Genomic DNA, 19,630 nt, shown 5'->3' on the forward strand with positions numbered 1-19,630 from the left:
CCCTTTCTCGAACGTTGGTCTAGTAATCGAGCGTAATACTAGACTTGAGGAGTGAATGACGCACGGGTCGGTGGTCGCGGAGGTCGGAGCAGTGGGGTCGCGGGAGAGGTCTGGCTACGCACACCGCGTCCCCACCGCGCGGCTCCACCGCTGACCAGGGACCGGATCGTCACCGAGGCCGTGGCCCTGCTCGACGAGGACGGCGCGCTCGGCCTGACCATGCGCCGGCTCGCCGAGCGCCTCGGCGCCGGACCGACCACTCTCTACTGGCATGTGCGGACCAAGGACGACGTACTCGACCTCGCCCTCGACACGATCTTCGGCGACGTCGGCCTGCCGGCGGCGTCCGGCGACTGGACGGCCGACGTGCGTGCGCTCATCGGCGACTGGTACGCGGTGATGCTGCGCCACCGCTGGGCACCGGGCCTGCTCGGCCGGCCGATGCTGGGCCCCAACGTGCTCGCCCGCACCGAGTTCCTCCAGGCCGCGCTCGCCCGGGGCGGCTTCGCCGGCACCGCGCTGGCGGTCGCCACCCACGGCCTGGCCAACTACGTCATCGGCTCCGCGCTGACCAGGGTCGGCGGCGGCACGCTCAACGCCGCCGACCAGCACGTCCGCGCACACGCCGAGGAGTATCCGACCCTGGCCGCCACCGGCCACCTCGCCGAGCAGGACTGGGACGCGCTGTTCGACGCCGGCCTGGACAGCTTCCTCGCCGGTCTGATCGCGAGCCGCCGATGAACCGCCTGCTGACCTGGACGACCTACGTCCCCGCGCTGGCGATCGTCGCGCTCGCCCTGACCTGGGGCCGCACGCTCACCATCATCCCGATCATCGTCGTGACCCTGCTGCTGGCGGGGGCGGTGCTGGCGGCGGTGCACCATGCGGAGGTCGTCGCGCACCGGGTGGGGGAGCCGTTCGGTTCGCTGGTGCTGGCGGTCGCGGTGACCGTGATCGAGGTCGGTCTGATCGTCACGCTGATGGTCTCCGGCGGCCCGGAGACCGCGTCACTGGCACGGGACACTGTCTTCGCCGCCGTCATGATCACCACCACCGGCATCGTCGGCCTGTCGCTGCTGGTCGGCTCGCTGCGCTTCGGCACGACCCTGTTCAACGCCGAGGGCTCGGGCGCGGCCCTGGCCACCGTGGCCATGCTGGCCACGATGAGCCTGGTGCTGCCCTCCTTCACCAGCAGCCAGCCCGGCCCGGAGTTCTCCCCGGCCCAGTTGACCTTCGCCGCGCTGATGTCGCTGGTGCTCTACATCGCCTACGTGCTCACCCAGACCATCCGCCACCGCGACTTCTTCCTGCCCGTCGCCCAGGAGGGCGAGCGGATCGACGAGGAGGCGCACGCCGACCCACCGAGCAACCGGGACGCCCTGTACAGCGCGGGGCTGCTGATGGTGGCGCTGGTGGCCGTGGTCGGGCTGGCGAAGGTCGAGTCGCCGACCATCGAGGACACGGTGTCGGCGGTCGGCTTCCCGCACTCGTTCGTCGGCGTGGTGATCGCCTTGCTGGTGCTGCTGCCCGAGACACTGGCCGCCGTGCGCGCGGCCCGCCTGGGTCGCATCCAGACCAGCCTGAACCTGGCCTACGGCTCGGCCATCGCCAGCATCGGCCTGACCATCCCGACGATCGCGACGCTGTCGATCTGGCTGGACGGCCCGCTGGTACTGGGCCTCGGTCCGACCCAGCTCGTGCTGCTGGCACTGACCGTCGTGGTCAGCGTGCTGACCATCGTGCCCGGCCGGGCGACCCGACTACAGGGCAGCGTGCACCTGGTGCTGCTGGCCGCGTTCCTGTTCCTGGCCGTCAATCCCTGATCGGTAGGTCCCCATGATCATCGTCGCCGGACACCTCGCGGTCGACCCCGCCGGACGCGACGCCTACGTCGCCGGCTGCCGCCCGGTCGTCGAGGCCGCCAGGGCCGCCCCCGGCTGCCTGGACTTCACGATCACCGCCGATGCGGTCGACCCCGGCCGGGTCAACGTCTACGAACGCTGGGAGTCCGGCGAGACCGTCGAGGCGTTCCGGGGCGCCGGCCCGCCGGCAACCCAGCAGGCCGAGATCCTCGACGCCGACGTCGCCCGCTACGTGATCTCCTCGGTCGAGGCGCCGTGACCGTCTACGTCGCCCTGTTGCGCGGGATCAACCTGGGCAGCCGGCGGCGGGTGGCCATGGCCGACCTGCGCGCCTGGCTCGACGACCTCGGCTACACCGACGTCCGCACCCACCTCCAGTCCGGCAACGCCGTGTTCGGCACCGGCCGGTCGGCGGCGACCGTGCGGCGTGAACTCGAGACGAGGCTGGCCGAGGGCGCCGGTTTCGCCGTGGACTGCGTGCTGCGCACGGCCGGTGAGCTGGCCGAGGTCGCCGCCCGGGACCCGTTCGGCGCGGTCGCCACCGACCCGTCGCGCTACCTGGTGTCGTTCCTGCACGGCCCGGCGACCGCGCCGGAGTTCGCGGCCGACGCGTACGCGCCGGAGCTGTTCGCGGTGGGGGAGCGGGAGGTCTACTTCTGGGTGCCCGACGGTATCCGTCACTCGCGGTTGCTCACCGCGTTCCCCCAACAGAAGGGTGACGTGGCCACGGTGCGCAACTGGAACACGGTCACCAAGCTCGTCTCAATGTCGCGTCCACCGGCCTGACCAGCACGTTGAGTGATCAACTGGCGCGTCGGGTGGCGACCGGACACGGAAGTGGACGACGGTCACCTCTACCATTTGGCCACATGTCCGGTCTCAGCCTGATGACCTTCAACATCGGCAGCCCCTCCGAGGAGCGCGCCCACCGCCAGCTGGCCTGGCTCGCCACACGGCACGAGGACGTGTTCGTGCTGACCGAGACCCGGCAGTCCGACGGTTGCCGACACCTGGCCGACGCGTTCCGGATGGCCGGCTGGGAGGTCGTCTACCCCAAGCCCGGCCCGTCCGAGTACGGCGTGATGCTCGTCAGCAGGCTGCCGATCCTGCTGGACCCGATGGCCGAGAACCTCTCGTTCCTGCCGGAGCGGGTGACCAGCGTGCTGATCTCCACCGCGCTCGGGCTGGTCCGGGTGGTCGGCGTGTACGCGCCGACCCGCGACGCCACCGCCGAGCGCACCGAGCGCAAACGCCGCTGGCTCTCGGAGTTCTCGGTGGCGCTGGGCGCGAGCGGGCTGGCCGAGTCCGGCACGGAGACCGTGGTGCTCGGCGACCTGAACATCATCGAGCCCGACCATGAGCCCAGCTACACGACCTTCCGCTGGTTCGAGTACGACTTCTACCGTGGCCTGACCGACCGCCACGGCCTGGTCGACGCGTTCCGCCACACCGAGCCGGACCGGATCGAGCACAGCTGGATCGGCCGCACGGGCGACGGCTACCGCTACGACCACGTGCACTGCGGCAAGAAGCTGGCCGCCGAGATCGAGGAGTGCGAGTACGTGCACGAGCCGCGCACCACGCGGCTGTCGGACCACTCGGCGCTGTCGATCACGTTCAGCCCGCTGCCGACCTCCGAGCTGAACACGATGGACCCGTTCGAGGCGGCCAGCCCGCCGACGCTGTTCTGAGCCGGCGGTAAATACCGTGCTGGGGTAGAGTACGACCGTCTGATCTGCTCTGAACACGGGAGTTCGTGGTGACCACCTCCACCTACACGGTGACCGGAATGACCTGCCAGCACTGCGTCGGCGCCGTGCGCGAGGAACTGGGCCGGCTGCCCGGCGTCAGCGACGTCACCGTCGACCTCGACTCCGGCCAGGTCACCGTCACCAGCACCGACCCGCTCTCGACCGACGACGTGCGCGCCATGGTCGACGAGGCGGGCTACGCCCTGGCCAGCTGACCCGTACCGCCGGCCGCCCCCGGTGGGGCCGGCCGGCGGGGTCGGTCAGGGCCGGCCGGGAAGGCGGTAGTTCGTTCCCAGCGCGGCACCACGGTGGGGCTTGTACTGGTCGTAGCCACGCGGGTCGCACTGCAGGCCGCCGTTGATGCAGTGGCTCACCAGGGCGGCGAGCGTCGGCTCGTCCCACGCGTTGAAGAAGTCGTAGTGCCAGGAGAAGCCGCGTCCGCTGGCCAGCCGCACCTGGGAGGTGTCACCGTCGGCCGGGAAGGCGATCTTGAACTCCAGCATCGGCACCGGGCGCGGGTGGCTCGTCGGGCAGGAGCCGTTGACCGGGTAGGCCATGTGGCTCTTGTGGTCGGCGGTGTCCAGGTGCACGCCGTCCCAGCAACTCGGGGCCTGGTAACGGATGTTGAGCTGGCTGCCCTCCAGGCAGTGGGTCGGGAAGTCCCAGTTGAAGAAGCTGTTGCCGCATTCCCAGCCCTCGACCCGGCCGGGGGTGGTGCGGAACTCGTCCAGGGACGCGACCGGGCTGCCGACGACGTAGCGCAGTCCCGGCGGGAACGGGCGCACGGTCGTGTAGTCGAGCACGCCGGACTTGTAGTAGATGACCTGTTTGCCGATCGGGATGACCGGCTCGTCGCCGTCGAACATGGTCGGGAACCAGTACGCGGACAGGTCGTCGGGCGCCAGGCAGGACGTGGCGCCCAGGCCGGCGTCGCGCAGTGAGTCCAGGGTGGTGTGGGCGTTGGTGGTGGTGTTGCCGGTGAAGCTGTGTTCGTGCGACGCGCCCGGCAGGTTCGGGAACACGATCGGGTCGTCGGGCAGTCGGTGGGTCACCGAACAGTTCACCTGGAACTCGTGGTGGGTGACCTCGTCGGCGGCCTGACTGGCCGGGGCGACGGTGAACAGCGCCGCGGTGACCAGACCGGACACCGTCAGTGCGAGTGGGGTTCTCACGGTGGGACTCCTCCTCGGCAGGGGTTCGAGGGAGAGCGCTCTCCCAGGCAGCGTGACGAACCGGGCGTCCCCTGTCAAGGCCTCCCTTGACACGCCCGGTCAACGTCGAGACACTCGACGTGAGTGGGAGAGCGCTCTCCGAACCCACTCGCCCCTGCTGAGGAGACCGCAATGACGCGCGTTCGCGCCACCGTCCTGGTGGCGATCCTTGCTCTGCTGTTAGGCGTTCCCGCCCTCTCCGCCCAGGCCGCCGCGAGCGTGGTCCGGGTGACCGGCTCCCAGGGCGACTGGACCCTGACCGTCGACGGAGCCCCCTACACCGTCAAGGGCCTGACCTGGGGCCCACCGATCGGCGAGGCCGCCACCCGGATGCCCGACCTGCGCGCCATGGGCGTGAACACCGTGCGCACCTGGGGCACCGACGGCACCACCCGCCCGCTGCTGGACGCGGCCGCCGCCAACGGCATCCGGGTGATCAACGGCTTCTGGCTCCAGCCCGGCGGCGGACCCGGCAGCGGCGGCTGCGTCAACTACGTCACCGACTCCACCTACAAGACAACCATGCGCACCGAGTTCCTCCGCTGGGTCACCGAGTACCGCGACCACCCCGGTGTGCTGATGTGGAGCGTCGGCAACGAGTCCATCCTCGGCATGCAGAACTGCTTCTCCGGCGCCGAACTGGAGACCCAGCGGGTCGCCTACACCCGGTTCGTCAACGAGGTCGCCGAGGCGATCCACGCCGCCGACCCCAACCACCCGGTCACCTCCACCGACGCCTGGACCGGTTCCTGGCCCTACTACCGCGACCACGCGCCCGCCCTTGACCTGTACGCGGTCAACTCCTACGGCGCCGTCTGCGACATCCGCCAGACCTGGATCGACGGCGGCTACACCAAGCCCTACATCCTCACCGAGGGCGGCCCGGCCGGCGAGTGGGAGGTTCCCGACGACGCCAACGGCGTGCCGGCCGAGCCAACCGACGTGCAGAAGCGCGACGGCTACCCGGCCGCCTGGAACTGCCTGATGGCCCACGACGGCGTCGCCCTCGGCGCCACCCTGTTCCACTACGGCACCGAACAGGACTTCGGCGGCGTCTGGTTCAACCTGTTGCCCGGCAACGAGAAGCGCCTGTCGTACTACTCGGTGGCCCGCGCCTACGGCGGCGCCCAGCCGGCCAACACCCCGCCGGTCATCACGTCCATGTCGGCCCCGCAGGACGTCCCGGCCGGCGGCCGGTTCACCGTGGACGTCGCCGCCAGCGACCCCGACGGCGACCCGATCGCCTACTCGGTGATGCTCAACGGCAAGTACATCGACAACTCCGGAGCACTGGTGCCCGCCTCGTTCACCGGCACCGGGCCGTTCACCGTCACCGCCCCCGACCGGCTCGGGGTGTGGAAGCTGTACGTGTACGCCAGGGACGGCCGGGGCAACGTCGGCATCGAGTCACGGTCCATCCGGGTCGTCCCGCCGACCGTGCCCGGCACCAACCTCGCCCAGGGCCGGCCGACGACCGCGTCGTCCTACCAGGCCCAGGGCGACGGCGCCCCGTTCCTGCCGACCCTGGCCACCGACGGCTCGCTGACCTCCCGCTGGGCGTCGGACTGGAGCGACCCGCAGTGGCTGGCCGTCGACCTCGGCTCGGTGACCGCCTTCGACCACGTCCAACTGGTCTGGGAGACCGCCTTCGGCCGCGCCTACGAGATCCAGACCTCCGACGACGGCGCGAACTGGCGCACGGTCACCGCCACCACCACCGGCGACGGCGGCGTCGACTCGATCGACGTGTCGGGCTCGGGCCGGTACGTGCGCGTGCACGCCACGGCGCGCGGGACCGGCTGGGGCTACTCGCTCTACGAGTTCGGCGTCTACCGCCGCTGAACGTCCGCCAACGGGAGAGCCCCGCGAGATGACCTCGCGGGGCTCTCCCCGTTCTCAGCTCCCGCGCACCCGGCGGATCGTGTCCCGATACCACAGGGCCGACTGCTTGGGCGTGCGCACCTGGGTCTCGTAGTCCACGTGCACCAGCCCGAACCGTTTCGCGTAGCCGTAGGACCACTCGAAGTTGTCCATCAGCGACCAGGCGAAGTAGCCGCGCACGTCCGCCCCCCGCTGCCGGGCCGCGGCCACCGCCGCGAGGTGGGCCGACAGGTAGGCCTGCCGGTCGGCGTCGGCGACGACGCCGTCGGTGGCCGCGGTGTCGTCGAACGCGGCGCCGTTCTCGGTGATCACCATCGGTGTGCCGGGGTAGTCGCGGGACAGGCGCACCAGCAGCTCGGTGAAGCCCTCGGGCACGATCTCCCAGTCCATCGCGGTCACCGGTCGTCCCATGGGGACGATCGTCTCCACCGGGTTCCCGTCGTCGCCGACGGTTCGGCCCTGGTCGTCCACACCGGACACCTGGTGGCTGGAGTAGTAGTTCACGCCCAGCACGTCGATCGGCTCGCCGATGATCTCCAGGTCGCCGTCGAGCACCGGCAGGCGCACGCCGCGCGCGGCCAGGTCGGCCACCACGTCCTCGGGGTATCGCTTGCGCAGCAACGGGTCCAGGTAGATCCGCACGCCCAGACCGTCGGCCCGCCTTGTCGCCTCCCGGTCGGCCTCGGAGTCGGTGGCCGGCGTGGAGGTCCCCATGTTGAGCGTGATCCCCAGCTGGATCGACGGCTCCGCCGCCCGCATCCGCCCCGCCGCCAGCCCGTGGCCCAGCAGCAGGTGGTGCACCGCGTGGATCGCGTCGCCGAAGTCCTGGCGGCCGGGGGCCTGGCGGCCCTCGTAGTAGCCGAGCATCGCCGAGCACCACGGCTCGTTGAGCGTGGTCCAGGTGCTGACCCGGTCGCGCAGCGCGTCGAACACCAGCATCGCGTAGTCGGCGAACCGGTAGGCGGTGTCCCTGGCCGGCCAGCCGCCGGCGTCCTCCAACCGCTGGGGCAGGTCCCAGTGGTAGAGCGTCACCCACGGGTCGACGCCCCTGGCCAGCAGCTCGTCGACCAGCCGGTCGTAGAAGCCCAGCCCGGCGGCGTTGCCAGGGCCCCGGCCGTCGGGCTGGATCCGGGGCCAGGCCACCGAGAACCGATAGGCGTCCACCCCGAGCGAGCTGATCAGCTCGACGTCGGCCGGCATGCGGTGGTAGTGGTCACACGCCACGTCACCGTTGTCGCCGCCGTCGACCATGCCGGGCACCCGGCAGTAGGTGTCCCAGATGGACTGTCCGCGTCCGTCGGCGGTGGTCGCCCCCTCGATCTGGTAGGCCGAGGTCGCCACCCCCCAACGGAATGACGCGGGCAGGCCGGAGATCAGATCCGCCTCCGCCGCGGCCTCCATCGTCGCTGTCGTGTCCAAGATCCATCCTCCGTCGTGTCAGGTCATGGCCCGGTCGGCTGTGTGCAGCCAGCAGGCCACTGTCCGGTTCTGGTCCTCCCGCCCGTCCGGGGCCAGCAGTGTCGGTGTCCGCTCGGCGCACGGGTCGAACGCCTTCGGACACCGGGGATGGAACGCGCACCCCGACGGCATCGCCCGCAGGTCGGGCGGCGAACCGGGGATGCCGGTCAGCTCGCGGCGCGGGCCGCGCAGCGCGGGGAACGAGTGCAGCAGGCCGTCGCTGTAGGGGTGCAGCGAGTCGCGGTAGAGCTGGCCGGCCGGCGCGTCCTCCACGATCCGACCGCCGTACATGATCGCGATTCGGTCGGAGAACTCGACCAGCAGCGACAGGTCGTGGGTGATGAACAGCACCGAGAACCCGATCCGCTCCCGCAGCTCCACCAGCTTGGCCAGGATCTGGCGCTGCATCACCACGTCCAGCGCGGTCGTCGGCTCGTCCATGACCACCACGCGCGGCTCCAGCGCCAACGCCATCGCGATCATCACCCGCTGCCGCATGCCGCCGGAGAGCTGGTGGGGGAAGCTGCCGAGCCGGTCGGCGTTGATCCCCACCAGCGTCAGCAGCTCCACCGCCCTGGCCCGGCGCGCGGCCGGCGTTGTCCTCGGCTCGTGCGCGGCGATCACGTCGGTCAGCTGGGTCGCCACCGTGTGCACCGGGTTGAGCGAGTTCATCGCCCCCTGGAACACGATCGCCACCTCGGCCCACCGGAACCGGCGCAAACGCTTGGCGGACAACGACATCAACTCGACCGGCTCGTCGTCCCCCGGGTGGTAGAAGACCTGGCCCGAGCGCACCACCCCGGGCGGGGGCAGCAGCCGCAGCATCCCGTAGGCCAGGGTGGACTTCCCGCTGCCGCTCTCCCCGGCCAGGCCGAGGACCTCGCCGCGGTGCAGCGTCAGGCTCACGTCCCGCACCGCGTGCACGGCCGCGTCCCCCAGGCCGTAGTCGACCGACAGGCCCCGGATGTCCAGTACCGGCTCGCCGCTCATCGTGCCTCCTCGGGCAGGACCGGGGTGAACCCGACCCGCATCCGGACCCCGCGCACCCGCTGGTGCCCGCCACGCAGCCGGGGGTTGACGTACTCGTCGATCCCGAAGTTGACCAGCGCGAGCCCGGTCCCCAGCAGCGCGATCGCCAGGCCGGCCGGCACGAACCACCACCACGCGCCCTGCGCCAGCGCCTGCTGGCTCTGCGCCCAGAACAGGATCGCGCCCCAGTTCCACTCCGACACCCCGGGCACCCCGATGAACGCCAGGGTGATCTCGGAGAGCACCGCGAAGATCACCGTCGAGACGAAGCTGGCCGCGATCACCGCCGTCAGGTTCGGCAGGATCTCGAAACCCAGGATCCGCCAGGTCGACTCGCCGGTCGCCCGCGCCGCCTCCACGTAGTCCCGCCGGCGCAGCGACAGCGTCTGCGCCCGCAGCACCCGCGCGCCCCACGCCCACGACGTGAAACCGATGACCAGCGCGATCGTCAGGTCGTTGGTCTCCGGCAGGGACAGCGTGATGATCAGGATCAGCGGCAGCGCGGGGATCACCAGGAACACGTTGGACAGCGCCGAGAGCCCCTCGCCGCCGGTGCCGCCGAAGTACCCGGAGCTGACCCCGAACACGATCGCCAGCACCGTGGCCACGAGCCCCGCGACGATCCCGACGAGCATCACGCTGCGGGTGCCGTCGAGGATCTGGCTGAGGATGTCCTGGCCGAGGTGGGTGGTGCCGAACCAGTGCTGGGCGTTCGGCCCGACCAGCAGGTCGTCGCCGCGTTCACCGGGGTCGTAGGGGGCGATCCACGGGCCGATCACCGCGAACACCGTCAGGAACCCGAGGATGACCAGGCCGGTGACCGCCTTCCCGTTGGCCAGCAGCCCCGAGCGGCGACGCCGCCTGGCCGGCGCCGGGACGGTCAGCACCTCCGAGGTGGGCAGTGCCACGCCTCAGCCCTCCTTCCTGGTGCGGGGATCGAGCAGCAGGTAGACCAGGTCGGCCACCAGGTTCGCGACCAGCACGGACAGCGTGATGATCAGGAAGATGCCCTGGATGAGCGGATAGTCCTTGGCGCCGACGGCGGAGAACAGCTGGAAACCGATGCCCGGGTAGGAGAACACGATCTCCACCAGCAGCGTGCCGCCGACGATCAGCCCCAGCGACAGCGCGAACGCCGACACGTTGGGCAGCAGCGCGTTGCGGGCCGCGTAGCTGACCATCACCCGCCGCTGGGACAGGCCCTTGGCGTGCGCGACGGTGATGTAGTCCTCGGCCGCCACCGTCAGCATCATGTTCCGCATCGACAGCACCCAGCCGCTCATCGACGTGATGAGGATGGTGATCGCCGGCAGCAGGCTGTGGTGGATGGCGCTGCCGATGAAGTCCAGGTCCCAGCCGGGGACCACGCCCGGGTCGTAGCCGCCCGAGGACGGGAACGCGCCGCCCTGGTCGGCGAACAGCGTGATGGCGATCAGGCCGAGCCAGAAGTAGGGGATCGAGGACAGGAACGTGGTGACCGGCATCAGCAGGTCGGCCCACGTCCCGCGCCACCAGCCGGCCACCACGCCCAGCGCGGTGCCGAGCAGGAAGCTGATCACCGTGGTGAACCCGACGAGCGCGAGTGTCCACGGCAGACTGTCGGCGATCACGTCGGACACCGGGCTGGGGAAGAACGTGAACGACAGCCCCAGATCGCCGCTCAGCAGCTGGCCCCAGTACTCGAAGTACTGGGACACCAGGCTCTGCTCGTCGTCGAGTCCGAACAGGATGTACAGCGACTGGATCGCGTCGGTCGACAGCTGCCCCTGCGCCCTGGCGATCAGCGACTGCACCGGGTCGCCGGGAATGGCCCTCGGCAGGAAGAAGTTGATGGTGATCGCGGCCCACGCGGTGAACGCGTAGAACCCGATCCGCCGCAGCAGATAGCTCACACGCGTCCCCTCCCGGCGGTCACGACCCGGCCCCGGCGTAGAGCCAGCACGCCGCCCAGTGCCCGGAACCGTTGTCGCCCACCGCGAAGCTCGGCGGGGCCTCGGTCGAACAGCGGGCCATCGCGTGCGGGCAGCGCGGGTGGAACCGGCAGCCGGCCGGCGGGTCGATCAGGCTCGGCGGCTCGCCACCGGCCTGCGCGGCGTCCTCGGTCTGCTCGCCGGCGATCCGGTCCGGGTCGGGCGCCGAGGCGATCAGCAGCCGCGTGTAGGGGTGCGCGGCCCGCTGGGTCACCGCCTCGCCGTCGCCGCCCTCGACGACCTGGCCGGCGTACATCACCAGCACCTCGTCGGCGAAGTAGCGGGCCGAGGCGATGTCGTGGGTGATGTAGAGGATCGCCAGGTGCAGCCGGTCCCGCAGGTCCCGCAACAGGTTCAGCACCCCGAGCCGGATCGACACGTCCAACATGGACACCGGCTCGTCGGCCAGCAGGACCTCCGGGCCGGCGGCCAACGCCCGCGCGATCGCCACCCGCTGGCGTTGTCCGCCGGACAGCTCGTGCGGGTACTTGGCCAGGAACTGCTCGGGCGGGGTGAGCGAGACCCTGGTCAGCAGGTCGTGCAGGCCCTGTGTCAGGTCGCCGTCGCGGTGGTGGATGCGCAGCGCCCTGGTCAGGTGGTAGCGCACGGTGTGGATCGGGTTCAGCGAGGCGAACGGGTCCTGGAAGACCAGCTGCACCCGCCGGCAGTGCGCGCGGAACCGCCGGCCCCGGCGCGCGTCGACGACCTCGTCGTGCAGCGTGATCCGGCCGGCGGTCTGGTGCACCAGCTGGGAGAGCAGCCGGGCCACGGTGGACTTCCCGGAGCCGGACTCGCCGACCATGGCGGTCACCCGGCCCCGGCGCAGCACCAGGTCGACGTCGTCGACCGCGCGCACGGCCCGCCGCCGCCGGGACAGCAGCTCGGCGGCCCGGCGGCGGACCGGGAAGTGTTTGGTGAGGCCGACCGCCTCCAGCACCACGTCGGTGGTGCCGGAAGCGGCCGGTTCGGTGGGAGCGACCATCACGCGGCGGGACGCAGGTGCAGCACCACGTCCAGCGAGTTGAGCAGCGTCGGCTGCGGTGGCGCGTACTGGGCCTCCTCGCTCGGCCAGCCGACCCAGTTCTTCGTGCTGTACTCGGCGCCGGCGTTGGCCGCACCGGTGATCAGCACCGGCTGCTCCTCGACGAAGATCCGCTGCAGTTCGTGCATGGCCTCGGTGCGGGCCTCGTCGGTCTCGGCGTTGGCGTAGGTCTCCAGCGCGGCGGTGGCCTCCGGGTTGCGGTAGCGGCCCCAGTTGCCGTTCACCCCGGCGGTGCCCACCGGCTTGTACAGCGCGCCGTCCATCACCGACTGGTAGATGTCGAACGGCGTCGCGCCGGAGTTGGTCCAGTGCATGGCGCCCTCGAACTGACCGGTGTCGACGTTGGTGGTCCACGCGTCGGCGTTGGCCTTGTCGACAGTGGCGGCGATGCCGATCTCGGACAGGTTGTCCTTGATGATCTCCAGCGTGGTGATGTAGTCCGACCAGCCGGCCGGGTTGGACAGCGTGATCTTCACCGGCTCGCCGGCCTTGTCGAGCAGGGTGTCGCCGTCGTAGCGGTAGCCGGCCGAGGTCAGCTCCTGCTTGGCACCCTCGACGTCGACCTCGTGCTCGGTGTCGGCGAACTCGTCGGCGATGAACGACTCACCGGCCGGGGTTGGGATGCCGGTGACGGAGGTGATCTCGGGGTAGAAGTAGCCGGCCTCGGCCTGTTCGAACACGTCGCCCCGGTCGATGACCTTGCTCATCGCGCGGCGCAGTGCCGGGTCGTCGAAGGGCTTGTGCTCGGTGTTGAGGAACAGCCCGTGCACGGCCAGCGTCGCCGGGAACCACAGCTTGTGGTGCTCGGGGTCCTTGTTGACGTAGACGGTCTCGTAGTTGGAGATGAAGGTGAACGCCCACTCCGACGAGCCGTTGGCCAGCGCGGTGGTCTGCGCGTTGTTGTCGTTGTAGGAGGTGTAGCGCAGCTCCTTGACCTCGGGCAGGTCCTGCCAGTACTCGCTGCGCCGGGTGAGGGTGACCGTCTGCGGGGTGAAGGTCTTGAGCTCGTAGGGCCCGGTGCCGATCGGGGTGGCGACGGTGTCGGTGGCCGGGTCGGTCATCTGCGACCACAGGTGCTCGGGGACCACGATCGTGCTCAGGATGTCGACCTGGTTGACGAACTGGGACTTCTCGAAGGTCACGTTGACCTTGTTGCCCTCGGCGGCGATCGTAGCGAACGGGATGGCGTTGATGTTCAGCGCCGGGGTGTCCTTGAGCAGGGTGTAGGTGTAGGCGACGTCGGCGGCGGTCATCGGCTTGCCGTCGGCCCAGGTCACGCCGTCGCGGATGGTGAGTTCGAGGGCGCGGTAGTTGTCCGACCAGGTCCATTCGGTGGCCAGCCAGGGTTTGCCCTCCTCGGCGGGCTTGATCTGGCTGGTCATGACGAGCGGTTCGTAGATCATCCAGCGGTAGCCGAGCGAGGCGCCGGCGGAGGAGGGCAGGAACGGGTTGTGGTTCTCGGTCTGCGGCCCGTTGGGCATGCCGACGTTCAGCACGCCGGCCGCGTTGCCGGGCTCCCCGCTCTCGCCGCTGCCGCACGCGGCCAGGGTGGACAGGGACATCGTGAGCGCGGCGACCAACGCGGCGGTGCGCTTGAGTCGCATCAGATCCTCCTCGGGGACAAGGGAAACGACCGGACGACAAGTTCAGGCCGCCAACGAGTCAACCGGGGTGACCACCATCACGTCAATAACACCCAGATAACGAATTTAGACTAATTTTAAGCCGCGAATTAAGCCGTGCGGTGAACTATCGTGGCCCGTGGTTAGGCTGTGCCGGTTGGCGCGGGAGTCGCCGTTCGGTCTGAAGTGGAGGGACCTGTGTGATGGAGGTGAAGCGCGCCACCGTTCGCGACCTGCGGCGACGCAATCGGTCGACGCTACTGTCGACACTGTTCTTCGAAGGCCCGCTGAGTCGTTTCGAGCTGGGCCAGCGCACCGGCCTGTCCGCGGCGACGGTCAGCAACGTGGTCGGCGAGATGGTCGACGACCACCTGGTCGTCGAGGCCGGCCTCGTCGAGTCCGACGGCGGGCGCCCCCGGGTGCTGCTGCGCGTCAACCCCTCCTACGGCCACGTGATCGGCGTCGACGTCGGCGAGACCGGCGTCACGATGGAGCTGTTCGACCTGGGGATGACCCGCCTGGCCGCCCACGCCCGCCCCCTGCCCCCACCGCGTCCGGACCCGGCCCTGGTCGCCCCCCTGATCGCCGAAGGTCTCGCCGAGTTGCTCGCCGGCGCCGGCGTCACCCAACAGGACCTGATCGGCATCGGCATCGGCGTGCCGGGAACGGTCGAACAGGGCGACACCGTGCGGGTGCACGCCCAGGCCATCGGCTGGGACGGCATCGCCGTGGCCGAGCTGCTGGGGGCCAGCGGCGTGACCGCACCGCTGTTCGTCGACAACGGCGCCAAGACCCAGGGCCAGGCCGAGATGTGGTTCGGCGCCGGCCGGGGGGCGCGGCACGCGGTGATCGCCCTGATCGGCTCCGGCGTCGGCGCCACCGTGATCACCGACGGAACGACCTACCGGGGCGCGACCAGCAGCGCGGGGGAGTGGGGCCACACCACCCTGATGTTCGACGGCCGAACGTGCCGCTGCGGCGCGAAAGGCTGCCTGGAGGCCTATGTCGGTGCGGAGGGGATCCTGGACCGGTTCCGGCGTGAACGCGGTGGCCGGGCGGTGCCCCGGCCCGACGAGCAGTCCCAACTCGACTTCCTGCTCTCGGCGGCCGAACGCTCGACCACGGCGCGACGGGTGCTGGAGGAGACCGTCGGCTACCTGGGCGCCGGGATCGCCAACCTGGTGAACCTGTTCAACCCGGAACGGATCGTGCTCGGCGGGTGGGCCGGGCTGGCGCTGGGAAGCCGGTTGCTGCCCGAGATCCGGGTGGCCACCGCGGCGCACGCGCTCAGACACGCCTACGAGCAGACGAGCATCGTGCTGTGTGAACTCGGATCGGACGCGGTCGCCGTCGGCGCCGCGACCCTCCCGGTGGAGGCCCTGCTGAGCAGCGGCGCCGACTCCCGGGCCCGCCGCGTCGTCTCCTGACCACCGCCACCGCCACACCGCCACCGCGACTGGCACCGCCGGAACCGCCACCGCCGCCGCCGGGACCGCCGCCACCGCTGGGACGGCCGCCGCCGCCGCCGGCACCGGGACCCACCGCCGGGACCGCCGCCGGGACCGCCGGCACCAACGCCGCGACCGGGACCGCCTGCCACCGGCACCGGGACCACCGCGACCGAGGCCGTCCCGCACCGCGGACCGCGCGCTCCCGACCGCCGGACACCCGCGCCGATGCCGCGATTTCCCCTGTTTTGCCTGGTCAGGGCCGTGGGGATCCCCCCGTTTTCCAGTCTATCGAGCGGTACCGACAGTTCTGGGGGCTGAGCGGGTGGGCGGGGTTCAACGGCGTCATCGGTGGCAGTCGGGGCCTGGTGAAACGTGCCGGCCGTAGCGAGTAGTCCCCAGGGAGAGCGCTCTCCCGTACCATGTCGCCATGACCGACGCCGCCCCAACGCTCGAGGACGTGGCCAGGGTCGCCGGGGTCTCCCGGGCGACCGTCTCTCGCGTGATCAACGGCATCCGCAACGTCGACACCGAGATCCAGAAGATCGTCCGTGCCGCCATCGAGCAGACCGGCTACGCCCCCAACCGCGCCGCCCGGTCCCTGGTCACCCGGCGCACCGGTGCCATCGCCCTGGTGGTCTCGGGTGCGGGGTCGCCGGCCGACCAGGTCTTCGGTGACCCCTTCTTCGGTCGGGTCGTGTCCGGGGTCGTCGACTTCCTCCGGGGGCATCGGATGCATCCGTTGCTGATGCTCGCCGACACCGAGGACGCGCGGGCCGACGTGATCGCCCATCTGCGGCAGGGCGGGGCCGACGGCGCGCTGCTGGTGTCGACACATGCCGATGACGATCTGCCGGCCCGGTGTGTGCGGGCCCGGTTGCCGGCGGTGTTGTTCGCCCGGCCGGCCTCGTCGTTGCCGATCAGCTATGTCGATCTCGATCACCGTGCCGGCGCCCGGCTGGCGGCCCGGCGACTGCTGGAGCAGGGCCGGAAGAATCTCGGCACGGTCTCGGGGCCGTTGGGGGTGCCGGCCAGTCGGGATCGACTGGCGGGGTTCCGGGACGTGGCGGGCGCCCGGGTTCCGAACGAGGAGGGCAACTTCACGCACGAGAGCGGGGAGGCGGCGATGGCCCGGCTGCTGGCCGCCCATTCCGATCTCGACGGTGTCTTCGTCGCCAACGATCTGATGGCGGCCGGCGCGCTGGGGGTGTTGCACCGCGCGGGCGCGCGGGTGCCCGAGGACGTCGCCCTCGTCGGGTTCGACGACTCCAGCCCGGCCCGGTCCTGTCGGCCCGCGCTGACCACCGTGCGCCAGCCGGTGGAACAGATGGGCGCGGAGATGGCCCGCCTGCTGCTCGCCCGGATCGAGGACCCGGCCCGCGCGCCGACGCCGGTGATCTTCGAGCCAGCCCTGGTGGTGCGCGGGTCCGCCTAGGATGGCGTGGTGCCAAGCCACAAGGAAAACATGCTGGCCGGCGAGCTGTATCTCGCCGAGGATCCCGAGCTGGTCGCCGACGCGCGGCGTGCCGCGCGGCTCAGCGAGCGGTACAACGCCACCGGCGACCGGGACGTCCTCGCCGAGCTGATCGGCGATCTCGGCGAGGACGTCGCCATCCGGCGGCCCTTCCAGGTCGACTACGGCTACCAGATCTCGATCGGGCCGCGCACGTTCGTCAACTGGGGCGGGATCTTCGCCGACGTCGCGAAGATCACCATCGGCGCTGATGTCCAAATAGGACCGAACGTGCAGCTGCTCACCCCGACCCACCCACTCGACCCGGAGACCAGGCGGGCCAAGTGGGAGGCCGGCGAGCCGATCACCCTCGGCGACAACGTGTGGCTCGGCGGCGGGGTCATCGTCCTGCCCGGCGTCACCATCGGTGAGAACACCGTGGTGGGCGCGGGCGCGGTGGTGACCAAGGACCTACCGCCCAACGTCGTCGCCGTTGGCAACCCGGCGCGGGTGATCAAACAGCTGTGATCACGGGTAGTTCTGCACGTAGCTGACCTGGTGCGGCTGGTTGACCGTCTCCCCGGTGTCGTTGATGACCCGGTTGATCGTGCCGACCCCGCCGAGCGACACCGTCACCAGCCCGTGGAACCGCACCCCCGACCGGTTCGGCGCCTCGAACCCGCGACTGGCCACGACGGAGGGATTGGTGTTGAAGAAGCAGTACACCCCAACCCCCCACGCCTCGTGGCTGGTCACCGAGTCGGCCACCTTGTAGGCCGCCCACCCGAGGTTCCCGCCGCCGGCCGACCACGACGCGTTGTTCGGCGGGTCGTAGGGCATCTCGTTCTGGTAGAAGTACGTCCGGCCGCCGTTGCCGTTCCAGATCGTGTTGTACTCCTGGTAGTGCTCGACGAACAGCCCGTACATCGTCACGTTGTCGCCGTTGACCACCAGGCCGTTGGCGGCGGTGTTGGTGTTCCAGCCGATGCCGGTGCCGTGATCGCCGCGCCACAGCCACATGTGGTCGCCGATCACGTCGTCGCTGTTGATCCGCAACGACACCGACGCCTTGCCGGCGTGCGCACCGCCGACCCGGAAGAACACGTCGTGCAGCGAGGTCGGGTTGGCGGCGTGGCTCGCCGAGGACCCCGACGGCCCGATCTCCATCAGCACCGGCGAGTTCGTCGCGCCGGCGTCGACCAGGAAACCGGCCAGCTTCACACCGTCCACATCGGACACCGTGAGCGCCGGCAGACCGGTGTCCGGGACCAGCGTGGCGATCCCGAGCCCGAGGACGACCGTGTTCGGGTTGGTCACCCGGATGGTGTCGTTGAGGTGGTGCACGCCCGGGGTGAACAGCAGGTGCTTGCCCTCGGCCAGTGCGGCGTTGATCGTCGCCGCCGGGGTGCCCAACTGCACGACGTAGAAGTCCGCCAGCGAGATCGACTCACCGGCCGGTGCGCCAGCGCCCCAGGATGTGCCGCGCGCGTTGGTCCGCAGCGCCGGCACGAACACCCGGTACTCGCCGCCGCCGGTGATGTACAGGAAAGGCTTTTCCCGGATCTTCGGGGTGTTGTCGACGACCGTGTGCGACGGGTTCGGGAAGTTCTGCGGCGGAGTGCCGGTGCTCCCGGTGAACACCATGTTCCACACCGAACCGGACCAGCCGCCGCGCAGTTCGCTGTTGCGGGTGAAGAACTGTTGCTGCGAACCGGATTCGACGACACCGTCGATGCGCGAGTCGGCGATCAGCCCACCGGAGGCCCAGCCGTCGCCGCCGTTCCAGAGCTGGACCTGGCCGCGTAGGTGCATCCGCCGGTAGGGCGCGGCCTGGGACACGGCCCACCGCTCGATCTGCCCGGCCGGCAGGGTGACCGACAGGTTCTCCGCCGAGCGCCAGAAGTTCTGCGTGGCGTTGCCCAGGTTGTCCGGGTTGTCGCCCTGCTGGAGCCAGTCGGCCTCGACCCTGATGTGCCCGTTGAGGTTCACGTCGTCCGGCGACAGGCCCAGCCCGGCGACCTGGGTGTAGAAGCGCAGGTTGACGTCGGCGTTGTAGTTGCCGGGCTTGAACAGCACCGCGTGTCGCTGGGTGCCGAACTGGTTGGTCTTCATCTGCGCGGCGATCTGGTCCAGCCGGCTCTGGATGGTGCCCGCCGGGGTGGACGGGTCGTAGACGTAGGTGTTGGGCCCGAAGTTGGGGTTGTACGGGTCGGTGTCGGGGACGCCGGGGCCGGTGTCGTCGCTGGTGGTGAACACGCTCAGTTCCCACAGGGAGTAGCCGTAGCCGGTGGCCCGGACCGTGCCGTACACGCGCAGGTAGCGCCCGGTCCCGGTGAGGTCGATGTTCTGCGTGCCGCCGGTGCCGGTGGTGGTGGAGTGGACGGTGTTCCAGGTGGTGCCGTTGTCGGAGACCTGGAGCTGGAAGGAGCGGCCGTAGGCGGCCTCCCAGGTGAGGCCGACCCGGCAGATCTGCTGGGAGGAGCCGAGATCGACCTGGAGCCATTGCGGGTCGCTGAAGGCGCTCGACCAGCGGGTGCCGGCGTTCCCGTCGACGGCGGCGGACGCGGGGGTCCCAGCGTTCTCGGTCGAGGACGCCGTCGCCGGCCGGGACAGGGCGACGTTGGTCGACCCGCAGGCCGCCGCCGTCGCGGTGGCGGTGGTGGCGGCGGCGCTGGTCACGGGGGTGGCGCCTTCGGTGGCGGCGCTCGCGGTGGGCAGGGTCAGGGTGGTGGCCAGGGCGGCGATGACGGTCGCCGTGAGCCAACTCTTCGGGGGTTTCGGTGGGCGCAGGGTGAGTTTCATGCGGGGTCCTAGCTGTCGACGCCAGCGGGATGGATCGATCCAGACATTCCGGAACCGGTTCCGGAACCGGTTCCGGACTTGTGATGGATTTAACAGACGCG

The 19,630-nt window shown here is 70.5% G+C and carries 18 protein-coding genes; 10 read left to right on the plus strand and 8 right to left on the minus strand.

What is annotated here, in order from left to right; translation table 11 throughout:
- Positions 1-51: 51 nt before the first annotated feature.
- The 6 genes from BLA60_RS32780 (at position 52) to BLA60_RS32805 (ending at position 3,828) form a co-directional block, all read left to right on the plus strand.
- Entirely contained in the window at positions 52-741 is a 690-nt protein-coding gene (locus BLA60_RS32780; protein ID WP_075136926.1) for a TetR/AcrR family transcriptional regulator C-terminal domain-containing protein, read from the plus strand.
- Complete coding sequence (locus BLA60_RS32785) at positions 738-1,823, plus strand: calcium:cation antiporter (protein ID WP_075136927.1); 1,086 nt, start codon at positions 738-740, stop codon at positions 1,821-1,823. The genes BLA60_RS32780 and BLA60_RS32785 overlap by 4 nt, the downstream gene beginning before the upstream one ends.
- Positions 1,824-1,836: 13 nt before the next feature.
- Positions 1,837-2,121: a putative quinol monooxygenase gene (locus BLA60_RS32790; protein ID WP_075136928.1), complete on the plus strand. Its 285-nt coding sequence runs from the start codon at positions 1,837-1,839 to the stop codon at positions 2,119-2,121.
- Positions 2,118-2,648, plus strand: coding sequence for a DUF1697 domain-containing protein (locus BLA60_RS32795; protein ID WP_075136929.1), 531 nt, complete (start codon positions 2,118-2,120; stop codon positions 2,646-2,648). Before BLA60_RS32790 ends, BLA60_RS32795 begins: the two co-directional genes overlap by 4 nt.
- 83 nt (positions 2,649-2,731) lie before the next feature.
- Complete coding sequence (locus BLA60_RS32800; protein WP_075136930.1) at positions 2,732-3,553, plus strand: endonuclease/exonuclease/phosphatase family protein; 822 nt, start codon at positions 2,732-2,734, stop codon at positions 3,551-3,553.
- 68 nt (positions 3,554-3,621) lie between these two features.
- Complete coding sequence (locus BLA60_RS32805; RefSeq protein ID WP_075136931.1) at positions 3,622-3,828, plus strand: heavy-metal-associated domain-containing protein; 207 nt, start codon at positions 3,622-3,624, stop codon at positions 3,826-3,828.
- A gap of 45 nt (positions 3,829-3,873) precedes the next feature.
- Here the strand turns inward: BLA60_RS32805 and BLA60_RS32810 are convergent, their stop codons facing one another.
- Complete coding sequence (locus BLA60_RS32810) at positions 3,874-4,785, minus strand: DUF1996 domain-containing protein (protein ID WP_075136932.1); 912 nt, start codon at positions 4,783-4,785, stop codon at positions 3,874-3,876.
- Positions 4,786-4,956: 171 nt separating this feature from the next.
- Between BLA60_RS32810 and BLA60_RS32815 the strand changes: the two genes are divergently transcribed.
- Positions 4,957-6,666 carry a discoidin domain-containing protein gene (locus tag BLA60_RS32815; protein ID WP_075136933.1) on the plus strand — a complete coding sequence of 570 codons (1,710 nt, stop codon included), beginning with the start codon at positions 4,957-4,959 and terminating at the stop codon, positions 6,664-6,666.
- A gap of 54 nt (positions 6,667-6,720) precedes the next feature.
- Here the strand turns inward: BLA60_RS32815 and BLA60_RS32820 are convergent, their stop codons facing one another.
- The 6 genes from BLA60_RS32820 to BLA60_RS32845 are packed head-to-tail and all read right to left on the minus strand — an operon-like array spanning position 6,721 to position 13,808.
- Positions 6,721-8,106 carry a GH1 family beta-glucosidase gene (locus tag BLA60_RS32820; protein WP_075136934.1) on the minus strand — a complete coding sequence of 462 codons (1,386 nt, stop codon included), beginning with the start codon at positions 8,104-8,106 and terminating at the stop codon, positions 6,721-6,723.
- A 36-nt stretch (positions 8,107-8,142) separates the two neighbouring features.
- On the minus strand, positions 8,143-9,153 hold the full coding sequence (locus tag BLA60_RS32825; protein ID WP_075136935.1) for an ABC transporter ATP-binding protein: 1,011 nt from the start codon (positions 9,151-9,153) through the stop codon (positions 8,143-8,145).
- Positions 9,150-10,100, minus strand: a complete 951-nt coding sequence (locus BLA60_RS32830; RefSeq protein ID WP_075136936.1) for an ABC transporter permease — start codon at positions 10,098-10,100, stop codon at positions 9,150-9,152. Before BLA60_RS32830 ends, BLA60_RS32825 begins: the two co-directional genes overlap by 4 nt.
- 3 nt (positions 10,101-10,103) lie before the next feature.
- Complete coding sequence (locus tag BLA60_RS32835) at positions 10,104-11,084, minus strand: ABC transporter permease (protein ID WP_075136937.1); 981 nt, start codon at positions 11,082-11,084, stop codon at positions 10,104-10,106.
- A gap of 19 nt (positions 11,085-11,103) precedes the next feature.
- The gene (locus tag BLA60_RS32840) at positions 11,104-12,144 is read right to left on the minus strand and encodes an ABC transporter ATP-binding protein (RefSeq protein ID WP_075136938.1); all 1,041 of its coding nucleotides are present in this window, start codon (positions 12,142-12,144) and stop codon (positions 11,104-11,106) included.
- Entirely contained in the window at positions 12,144-13,808 is a 1,665-nt protein-coding gene (locus tag BLA60_RS32845) for an ABC transporter substrate-binding protein (RefSeq protein WP_075136939.1), read from the minus strand. Before BLA60_RS32845 ends, BLA60_RS32840 begins: the two co-directional genes overlap by 1 nt.
- Positions 13,809-14,029: 221 nt before the next feature.
- On the opposite strand from BLA60_RS32845, the gene BLA60_RS32850 reads away from it, so the two are divergent.
- From BLA60_RS32850 to BLA60_RS32860, 3 genes are all read left to right on the plus strand, one after another.
- Entirely contained in the window at positions 14,030-15,253 is a 1,224-nt protein-coding gene (locus BLA60_RS32850) for an ROK family transcriptional regulator (protein WP_075136940.1), read from the plus strand.
- Positions 15,254-15,704: 451 nt separating this feature from the next.
- Positions 15,705-16,709, plus strand: a complete 1,005-nt coding sequence (locus tag BLA60_RS32855) for a LacI family DNA-binding transcriptional regulator (protein ID WP_075136941.1) — start codon at positions 15,705-15,707, stop codon at positions 16,707-16,709.
- Between the two features lie 9 nt (positions 16,710-16,718).
- Positions 16,719-17,255: a sugar O-acetyltransferase gene (locus BLA60_RS32860; protein WP_154814779.1), complete on the plus strand. Its 537-nt coding sequence runs from the start codon at positions 16,719-16,721 to the stop codon at positions 17,253-17,255.
- Here BLA60_RS32860 and BLA60_RS32865 read toward each other — a convergent pair whose 3' ends face one another.
- Positions 17,256-19,529 carry a discoidin domain-containing protein gene (locus BLA60_RS32865; protein ID WP_084735593.1) on the minus strand — a complete coding sequence of 758 codons (2,274 nt, stop codon included), beginning with the start codon at positions 19,527-19,529 and terminating at the stop codon, positions 17,256-17,258.
- Positions 19,530-19,630 lie beyond the last annotated feature (101 nt).

It is taken from the genome of Actinophytocola xinjiangensis, assembly GCF_001921215.1.
GTDB classification, from domain to species: Bacteria; Actinomycetota; Actinomycetes; order Mycobacteriales; family Pseudonocardiaceae; genus Actinophytocola; species Actinophytocola xinjiangensis.

What these genes read in the sequence shown, in the direction of transcription:
- BLA60_RS32850 (WP_075136940.1), top strand. Translation starts at nt 14,030, where the DNA reads ATGGAGGTGAAGCGCGCCACCGTTCGCGACCTGCGGCGACGCAATCGG.
- BLA60_RS32785 (WP_075136927.1), top strand. Translation starts at nt 738, where the DNA reads ATGAACCGCCTGCTGACCTGGACGACCTACGTCCCCGCGCTGGCGATC.
- BLA60_RS32855 (WP_075136941.1), top strand. Translation starts at nt 15,705, where the DNA reads ATGACCGACGCCGCCCCAACGCTCGAGGACGTGGCCAGGGTCGCCGGG.
- BLA60_RS32790 (WP_075136928.1), top strand. Translation starts at nt 1,837, where the DNA reads ATGATCATCGTCGCCGGACACCTCGCGGTCGACCCCGCCGGACGCGAC.
- BLA60_RS32815 (WP_075136933.1), top strand. Translation starts at nt 4,957, where the DNA reads ATGACGCGCGTTCGCGCCACCGTCCTGGTGGCGATCCTTGCTCTGCTG.
- BLA60_RS32840 (WP_075136938.1), bottom strand. Translation starts at nt 12,144, where the DNA reads ATGGTCGCTCCCACCGAACCGGCCGCTTCCGGCACCACCGACGTGGTG.
- BLA60_RS32825 (WP_075136935.1), bottom strand. Translation starts at nt 9,153, where the DNA reads ATGAGCGGCGAGCCGGTACTGGACATCCGGGGCCTGTCGGTCGACTAC.
- BLA60_RS32820 (WP_075136934.1), bottom strand. Translation starts at nt 8,106, where the DNA reads ATGGAGGCCGCGGCGGAGGCGGATCTGATCTCCGGCCTGCCCGCGTCA.
- BLA60_RS32865 (WP_084735593.1), bottom strand. Translation starts at nt 19,529, where the DNA reads ATGAAACTCACCCTGCGCCCACCGAAACCCCCGAAGAGTTGGCTCACG.
- BLA60_RS32800 (WP_075136930.1), top strand. Translation starts at nt 2,732, where the DNA reads ATGTCCGGTCTCAGCCTGATGACCTTCAACATCGGCAGCCCCTCCGAG.
- BLA60_RS32845 (WP_075136939.1), bottom strand. Translation starts at nt 13,808, where the DNA reads ATGCGACTCAAGCGCACCGCCGCGTTGGTCGCCGCGCTCACGATGTCC.